We start from the raw sequence: 8,119 nt of genomic DNA on the forward strand, positions 1-8,119 counted from the left end.
TAAGGAAGAAAACAAAATAGGAAGGAGTTATGATACTAAGAAAAAGAAAGCTGTAACAGCAGTTCAGCTTACGGAAGACGGAAAAGTAAGAAGAATGTATGCTATGAAAATAGATGATTTTTCAGCACAATCACTTCAGTACATATTTATCAATCATATTAGTCGTGATGCTAAAGTAACAACAGACAAATGGCGTGGATATAGACCAATATCTAAAGCTTATAACATTACGCAAATTGAAAGTAACAATGGATTGAATTTTAAAGCGTTACACACAATGATACACCAGATTAAATCTTGGATTAGAACGACGTACTCTTGGGTAAGTGACGCTAATTTAAACAGGTACTTTAACGAGTTTTGTTTTAGAATAAATCGCTCGCAAAGCAAAGCAACAATATTTAATAACTTAATAACTAAAATGGTCAATAACGATGTTATATATCAATCTGATTTGATAAGTAACTAACTACTGACCTCTATAACCTTTATTAAAAATTTCTAAATTTGAAGCTTCTGAAGGAAACAATCTTCAGAAGTTTTTTTATTTTTATCATATGAGATATATATATATATATATATAGTTTTGTAGTATATTTTTTTTTAATTTCTGTTTTTGGTTGTACTGATAAATCAAAAAAAATTGAAACTTATAATCCTCCAAAAATAGTTGGCGAAAATATAGTTGAATCTTATTTCGGTAAGAAAATAGCTGACCCATACCGAAATATGGAAAATATTAAAGATTCTACTTTAATAACATGGTATAAAAAACAAACAGATTATAGTATATCTATTCTAGACAAAATACCAAATAGAGATTTACTAATCGATAAATTGTATGAAATTGATAATAGAAAGTCTTTCTATATAAGAGGTAACTACACTACAGAGAGTAACAATAGATTCTACAGAAAGAAAAATATAGGTGAGCAGTACTATAAATTATATTACTACGATTCTAAAACAAATGAGGAACAAATTTTATTTGATCCAATAATATATAAAAAAGAAACAGAAGAAGTTTACACCATTAATTATAGTAAACCAAGTTGGGATGAAAAATATGTTGTCGTTTCATTAAGCCATTCTGGCAAAGAAATTTCTGATTTAATTATCATTGAGACGCATACGAAAAGGGTATTACCTGTTAATCTAAAAAATGCATGGCCAAATTCTTTTTTAGGCATTAACTGGTTACCTGATAGCAGTGGTTTTACTTATCTTTATTTCCCAAATTCAGACTCTAGCGAAAAAGATTTCAAAAGAAATACCCAATCTGTGCTATATACCATAGGGCAAGACCCTAATACTATTAACTATATTTTTGGAAACAAAACACATTCTGAATATAATATTACTCCAATAGATTATCCTTCTACTAAAATCAAAAATGTAACGGATAAATATATAATTGCATACATGGCTGGTGTTAATAATTTTTGGGATGCCTACTATGCAAAAATTGAGGACATAAAAAGCGGAAAGCTAAATTGGTATTCTCTTTACAAAGAAAAGCATAAAATCAAATCTAGTTATGGCATTGTAAAAGATGACGATTATTACTTTATTACAAGTAAAAATTCAAAGAATTATGAAATTGCCTCAACAAGTCTATTAAATCCTAATTTTGATAAAACAAATATTATTTTCACACCTCCAAATGATGAAGTGATAAAAACATTTAGAGTTACAAAAAATGCACTTTACGTAACAACATCTAGACTTGGTATTGAAGCTTTTTTATATGAAATCATTGACGGGGAAGCTACACAAATTCAGTTACCAAAATCTTCTGGCAGAATAACTTTGACTTCTAGGTCATTAACTTCCAATGATATATGGGTGTCGCTTTGAGGTTGGACTAGTTCAAATGAACGCTATAGATACAATTTGTCAAATAGAAAATTTGTAAAAGATGAACTTTCTAAATCAGTAGAATACCCAGAATTTGATAATATAATTTCTGAACAGATTATGGTTATATCACACGATGGTGCAGAAGTACCATTATCAATCATATATGATAAAACCAAAATCACTGAAGAATCACCAACAATGATAGAAGCCTACGGTGCTTATGGAGATTCTACCAATCCGTATTATGCACCTTTGATTCTCGGCTGGGTCGCAGAAGGAGGCATTTATTGTACAGCACATGTAAGAGGTGGTGGTGAAAAAGGAGAAGATTGGCATAATGCAGGCTTAAAGACTACTAAGCCAAATTCTTGGAAAGATTTAATAGCTTGTTCTGAGTATATGATTGAAAACAAATTCACTACTAATAAAAATATTGCTCTTTATGGGTCAAGTGCTGGTGGAATTGTGGTTGGTCGTGCAATGACAGAACGACCTGATTTATTTGCTGCTGTTATATCAGAATATGGAGTTCTAAACCCTACACGTATGGAAACACAGCCAGGTGGTGGTGGCTCTAATATCAAAGAATTTGGTACGATGAAAGATTCTACAGAAGCTATGGCAATGATAGAGATGGATTCTTATTTGCATATCATAGACAGTATCGATTATCCAGCAACATATCTTACAGTCGGCATGAATGACCCTAGAGTTGTACCTTGGGAGTCAGGTAAATTTGCTGCACGATTACAAAATGTAAATCAACTAAAAAAACCTGTGTTGTTATATGCGGATTTTGAATCAGGTCATGAAGGTAATCAAACATCTGACAGAAAAATTTATGAAGAATGGGGTAATGTATTTGCTTTTGTTTTTTGGCAAACTGGTCATCCCGATTTTCAATTAAAAAACAATTAGAAAGCGGATGGTTTTTAGCAACCAGAACTAACAGTTTTATGTGAGCGCTTTTAGGGAAACTTTAAAAAAAAATACTTCAAATATTTAGATGCACCAGTCATGACCATTGGTAGAGAAAACATGCCTGCTATTCCTTTAAATCCTACCTTAGAGCAAACCATGACACCTTCTGCCGAAAAGGTAAGAGCAACGATTGAAAGCTTCATATATTATTAAATAAAAAAAGCCTATCGTTAGATAGGCTTTTTTTTCAAAAAGATTGTAAGGTATATGCTTATATAACTTTTACATTAACTGCGTTTAATCCTTTTTTTCCTTCGGTTAAATCGAACTCTACATTATCTCCTTCTCTAACTTCATCAATTAAACCAGAAATGTGTACAAAATGATCTTTGTCGTTTCCTTCTTCTGTTATGAATCCAAAACCTTTAGAATCATTAAAAAATTTTACTGTACCAGTACTCATATTAAAATATATTAAATTAAGCTGCAAAAGTAGTTTAATTAATTGATTTTCAGAGATTTTATATTTTTAATTACAAATTAAAAAGCTAATCAACTGAACCTTAAGCTGTAAGCTTATAAAAAAAATTATATGTTGTATTCAGACAGTGGTTTTGTAAATTTTTCAGGGTCAGCAGCTAAATGATACCTTGGGTCATCGACAGCTTCGACAATAACTTCTTCAAATTTCGGACTTCCTTTTCTGAGTAAAATTTTACAATCTTCGCTTAGATGTTTAAGTTTTATAGATTTTCCCGCAGCTTCATATTTGTTGACAATACTGAAAATAGCTTCAAGTGCAGAATGATCACTTACACGAGACTCTACAAAATCTATTTCTACTTTGTTAGGGTCATTTTTAACATCAAACTTAGAATTAAAATTCTGAATAGAACCGAAGAATAAAGGTCCCCAAATTTCATACGTCTTCGTTCCGTCTGGTTGAATACGTTTACGCGCTCTAATCATAGTCGCGTTTTTCCAAGCAAAAACTAATGCAGAAACAATAACACCAGCGATAACGGCTACGGCTAAATCTTTCCATACTGTTATAGCGGATACAGCTATTAAAACTATGGCATCTGATAAAGGGATTTTTCTAATAATTCTAAAACTAGACCAAGCAAACGTCCCGATAACTACCATAAACATCACACCAACCAAGGCAGCAATAGGAATTTGCTCTATAAGAGGTGCACCAAACAAAACAAAACATAATAATGCTATTGCAGCTACTGCACCAGATAAACGTCCACGCCCACCAGAATCTACATTAATTATAGACTGACCAATCATAGCGCAGCCACCCATTCCGCCAAAGAGTCCATTTAAGATATTTGCACCACCTTGGGCAACACATTCACGGTTCCCGTTTCCTCGAGTTTCGGTCATCTCATCAATGAGATTAAGAGTCATCAAAGACTCAATTAAACCAACAGCAGCAAGTATAAAAGCGGTAGATAAGATTAAGTCCCAATATCCATTAAGCGAATCGAATAAACCAAAAATTTGAGTTTGGAATGTAGGCAATCCACCTTGTAGACCTTCGCCACCACCATCTCTAATAAATGAACCAACTGTACTTACATCTATATTTCCAAATATTGTTATGGCTGCAACAACAATTATAGCAGTTAAAGCTGCGGGGATTTTTTTAGTCAGTTTTGGTAAACCAAACATGATAGCCATAGTTAAGGCTATTAAGCCTAACATAGTCCAAAGTGCAGCTCCTGTGATAAATACCTTTTCGTCATTGACAGTTTCTTTAAAAAGACCTAATTGCGAAAGGAAAATGACGATAGCCAAGCCATTTACGAAGCCCATCATTACTGGGTGCGGAATCAAACGAACAAACTTTCCTAATTTAAAAACGCCTGCTAATATTTGAATACCACCAACGAATAATAAGGTGATAAATAACCATTGTAGTCCAAGATTTTCAGTTGGATTATCTAATGCTAAACCAACCTCATTTCCTTTTTGAATAAGGTATACCATGACAACAGCCATAGCGCCTGTTGCACCAGAAATCATTCCTGGTCGACCTCCAAAAAGGGCAGTAACAATCCCCATCATAAAAGCACCATAAAGACCTACTAAGGGATCAACGCCTGCAACAAAAGCAAATGCCACAGCTTCTGGCACTAATGCTAAAGCAACCGTTAGTCCAGAGAGAATATCGTTTTTTGGGTTTTGCGTAAAATTCTTTCGAGTTGTTTGGCCTAAAATCATAAAATGTTATCTTAAAAGTGGGCAAAGATACACTTTTATAGGACATTATATTTTTACTCACAAAGCAAAAAAAGAGCATTCAACATCTGAATGCTCTTTGATATTTATATAATAGTAATATTATTTGGTTTCTTCTGCTGGTGGATATTTTGTCATCATTTTAGACACAAATTCTTTAATTCTCGCTTCTTTTTTATCGGGATTTTTAGTGACGAGATAACCAGTACCGCTACCTTGCCATATCAATTGTTTCTTATTGGTATCTATAAAGTCTACAAATAAGATGCCTTCGGTTCTGGTTGAAACTTGATTGCCGCCCCAGCCAGCTCCCCAACCAGGTCCCCAACCCCAGCGATTAAAACCACCCCAGCCCCAAGCCCCAGCGCCCCAGGCATTGTTGTAGATGTCTACACGTTGGTTAGACTTAGTAAAAATACTAACTAACATATCTGGATTACTAGATTTTTTCATGCCTTTGGCCATTAATTCAGATTCAATTGCCTTTAAAATACGACGTTTATCAATATCATTGATTTCAGCTTTATCAATTCCTGGTTTAAAAAAAGCAAAGGTTTTATAATTGTTAAATTCAGTTTCTTTATCATAATCTGATGCTACCCGTACGGAGCTACATGAGCTTATAGAAACGGTTAGCAGTAGCAAAGAAATAATTGTAATTGTCTTTTTCATAATTTGAGTCGTTTATTTGAGTTCGAGTCCATTTAAAAGTTCATCATCAACAATATGGGGTAATGTTACATTTAAGTTAGGTTCACTTTCCATGGCACGTTTTATAGCAAATATTGCACCTTCATTTCTAGCCCAACTTCGTCTTGAGATACCGTTGTTAACATCCCAAAACAACATCTGTTTCAGGCGTTTATCAGCTTCTATACTACCATCAAGAACCATACCAAAACCACCATTAATAACTTCGCCCCAACCAACGCCACCACCATTGTGTATGCTTACCCATGTTGCGCCTCTAAAACTATCGCCAATGACGTTATGTATGGCCATGTCAGCTGTAAATCGAGAACCGTCGTAAATATTGCTGGTTTCTCTGTATGGAGAATCTGTGCCAGAAACATCATGGTGGTCACGTCCCAAAACAACATATTCGATGTCATTATTTTTAATAGCATTATTGAAAGCTTCTGCAATTTTCACACGACCTTCTGCATCTGCATAAAGAATTCTTGCTTGAGAACCGACTACCAATTTATTGTCTTGGGCACCTTTTATCCATTGGATATTATCTGCCATTTGTTGCTGAATTTCTTTAGGTGCTGTTTCCATGAGTTTTTCAAGAACTTGACAAGCGATTTTATCAGTTTTTTCTAAATCTTTAGGGTTTCCAGAGGCGCAAACCCAACGGAAAGGACCAAAGCCATAATCAAAGCACATTGGTCCCATAATATCTTGAACATAGCTTGGATATTTAAATTCTCTGCCAATACTTGGTGTATTACTCATAACATCAGCACCTGCACGAGACGCTTCCAATAAAAAAGCATTTCCATAGTCAAAAAAGTAAGTTCCTTTTTTGGTATGTTTATTTATAGCATTAACCTGACGTCGTAAACTTTCTTGAACTTTTTCTTTAAATAATTCAGGTTGTTCTGCCATCATTTTATTTGATGCTTCGAATGATAAGCTAACGGGATAGTAACCTCCTGCCCAAGGATTATGAAGTGAAGTTTGGTCACTTCCTAAGTCTATATGAATATTTGCTTCATCAAACTTTTCCCATACATCAACAATATTACCTAGGTAAGCTATCGAAATAGTTTCTTTTTCGGCTTTAGCTTTATGGACTCTTAAAACAAGCGCATCTAAATCTGTAATTTTTTCGTCTATCCAACCTTGGTCTAAACGTACTTGGGTAATTTTTGGGTTCACTTCGGCACAAACAGTTATGCACCCTGCAATATTTCCGGCTTTTGGTTGCGCGCCTGACATACCACCCAAACCAGAGGTTACAAATAGGTTGCCCTTTGGGGACTTTCCAATTTTTCTAAAACCATTTAAAACAGTTATGGTTGTGCCGTGAACAATACCTTGAGGACCAATGTACATATAACTTCCAGCGGTCATTTGTCCGTATTGTGTAACACCAAGCGCATTATATTTTTCCCAATCGTCTGGTTTTGAATAGTTAGGAATCATCATACCGTTTGTCACTACAACACGAGGCGCTTCTTTATGAGATGGAAATAAACCCATAGGATGTCCAGAATACATCACTAAGGTTTGTTCATCATTCATTTCAGCCAAATACTTCATAGTTAATCGGTACTGAGCCCAATTTGAGAAAACACCACCATTTCCACCATAGGTAATTAGCTCATGCGGATGCTGCGCTACGGCGTAATCCAGATTATTTTGAATCATAAGCATTATCGCTGCGGCTTGCTTTGACTTAGCGGGATATTCATCTATAGGTCGCGCATACATTTTATAATCGGGTCTAAAGCGATACATGTAAATACGGCCATAAGTTTCAAGCTCGGATTTAAATTCTTCAATTAAAACACCATGATACTTTTTATCGAAATAACGTAATGCATTTTGCAAGGCTAATTTTTTCTCTTCTATAGATAAAATATCCTTTCGGATAGGCGCGTGATTTATAGAATTGTCATATAATTTAGGAGCAGGTAAGTGTTCTGGTATACCTTCTAATACCTGTTGTTTAAATCCTATCTGAGTTGTTTGCATTATTTCTTCTTTAATTTTTCTTTTGAAAATCCGTAAGGACAATGTCTGCATCCACTTTCGCAACAGTAACCTCGTTTTAAGTGGTACTGTTCTGTGAAACAGCGATAACCTTCAGGTGTTAAATAATAATCACCATCTTCAATTGGGATGTATTTTTTCATATATCACAAAGATAATGGATTTTGGAGTGATTTTTGAGTAAGACAGTACGTGATATTGATTTCAAAATATATAGTGCCAAAAGGTTATTATGGTCTTACTTTATTCGCTTTCAGGTTTAATACCTCGAGGCTTGCCTCGTTAATTATTACTATTTTGTGACTCGATGTCACAGAATAGTAAATATATCCATAAAAGTCATAATGTTACAGTTTTACTATATCAT

Annotated in this window: 9 protein-coding genes; 3 read left to right on the forward strand and 6 right to left on the reverse strand. The window is 34.3% G+C overall.

Annotated elements, in window-relative coordinates:
• The 3 genes from HKP48_RS05195 to HKP48_RS05205 all read left to right on the forward strand — a co-directional run.
• A partial coding sequence (locus HKP48_RS05195) for an IS1595 family transposase (RefSeq protein ID WP_296343541.1) occupies window positions 1–469 on the forward strand: 469 nt, incomplete at its 5' end.
• A gap of 212 nt (window positions 470–681) precedes the next feature.
• Window positions 682–1,857 (forward strand): hypothetical protein, encoded by a 1,176-nt coding sequence (locus HKP48_RS05200; RefSeq protein WP_296343553.1) that lies wholly within the window; start codon window positions 682–684, stop codon window positions 1,855–1,857.
• A 36-nt stretch (window positions 1,858–1,893) separates the two neighbouring features.
• Entirely contained in the window at window positions 1,894–2,778 is an 885-nt protein-coding gene (locus tag HKP48_RS05205; protein WP_296343543.1) for a prolyl oligopeptidase family serine peptidase, read from the forward strand.
• 50 nt (window positions 2,779–2,828) lie between these two features.
• Here the strand turns inward: HKP48_RS05205 and HKP48_RS05210 are convergent, their stop codons facing one another.
• The 6 genes from HKP48_RS05210 to HKP48_RS05235 form a co-directional block, all read right to left on the reverse strand.
• Complete coding sequence (locus tag HKP48_RS05210) at window positions 2,829–2,984, reverse strand: hypothetical protein (RefSeq protein ID WP_296343545.1); 156 nt, start codon at window positions 2,982–2,984, stop codon at window positions 2,829–2,831.
• 68 nt (window positions 2,985–3,052) lie between these two features.
• Window positions 3,053–3,244, reverse strand: a complete 192-nt coding sequence (locus tag HKP48_RS05215; protein WP_296343546.1) for a cold-shock protein — start codon at window positions 3,242–3,244, stop codon at window positions 3,053–3,055.
• A 125-nt stretch (window positions 3,245–3,369) separates the two neighbouring features.
• Window positions 3,370–5,013 (reverse strand): SulP family inorganic anion transporter, encoded by a 1,644-nt coding sequence (locus tag HKP48_RS05220; RefSeq protein WP_296343548.1) that lies wholly within the window; start codon window positions 5,011–5,013, stop codon window positions 3,370–3,372.
• 120 nt (window positions 5,014–5,133) lie between these two features.
• Complete coding sequence (locus tag HKP48_RS05225; RefSeq protein WP_296343550.1) at window positions 5,134–5,703, reverse strand: DUF4136 domain-containing protein; 570 nt, start codon at window positions 5,701–5,703, stop codon at window positions 5,134–5,136.
• A 12-nt stretch (window positions 5,704–5,715) separates the two neighbouring features.
• A complete protein-coding gene (locus HKP48_RS05230; RefSeq protein ID WP_296343555.1) occupies window positions 5,716–7,719 on the reverse strand; it encodes a urocanate hydratase in 2,004 nt (667 codons plus the stop codon).
• Window positions 7,720–7,733: 14 nt separating this feature from the next.
• Complete coding sequence (locus HKP48_RS05235) at window positions 7,734–7,895, reverse strand: DUF5522 domain-containing protein (RefSeq protein ID WP_296343552.1); 162 nt, start codon at window positions 7,893–7,895, stop codon at window positions 7,734–7,736.
• Window positions 7,896–8,119: the final 224 nt, after the last annotated feature.

Origin of the sequence: Winogradskyella sp. (assembly GCF_013042245.1) — a bacterium.
Taxonomy (GTDB): Bacteria; Bacteroidota; Bacteroidia; order Flavobacteriales; family Flavobacteriaceae; genus Winogradskyella.

Excerpts from the sequence above, each read along its gene's own strand:
- HKP48_RS05210 (WP_296343545.1), bottom strand. The coding sequence starts at position 2,984 with ATGAAGCTTTCAATCGTTGCTCTTACCTTTTCGGCAGAAGGTGTCATG.
- HKP48_RS05215 (WP_296343546.1), bottom strand. The coding sequence starts at position 3,244 with ATGAGTACTGGTACAGTAAAATTTTTTAATGATTCTAAAGGTTTTGGA.
- HKP48_RS05220 (WP_296343548.1), bottom strand. The coding sequence starts at position 5,013 with ATGATTTTAGGCCAAACAACTCGAAAGAATTTTACGCAAAACCCAAAA.
- HKP48_RS05225 (WP_296343550.1), bottom strand. The coding sequence starts at position 5,703 with ATGAAAAAGACAATTACAATTATTTCTTTGCTACTGCTAACCGTTTCT.
- HKP48_RS05235 (WP_296343552.1), bottom strand. The coding sequence starts at position 7,895 with ATGAAAAAATACATCCCAATTGAAGATGGTGATTATTATTTAACACCT.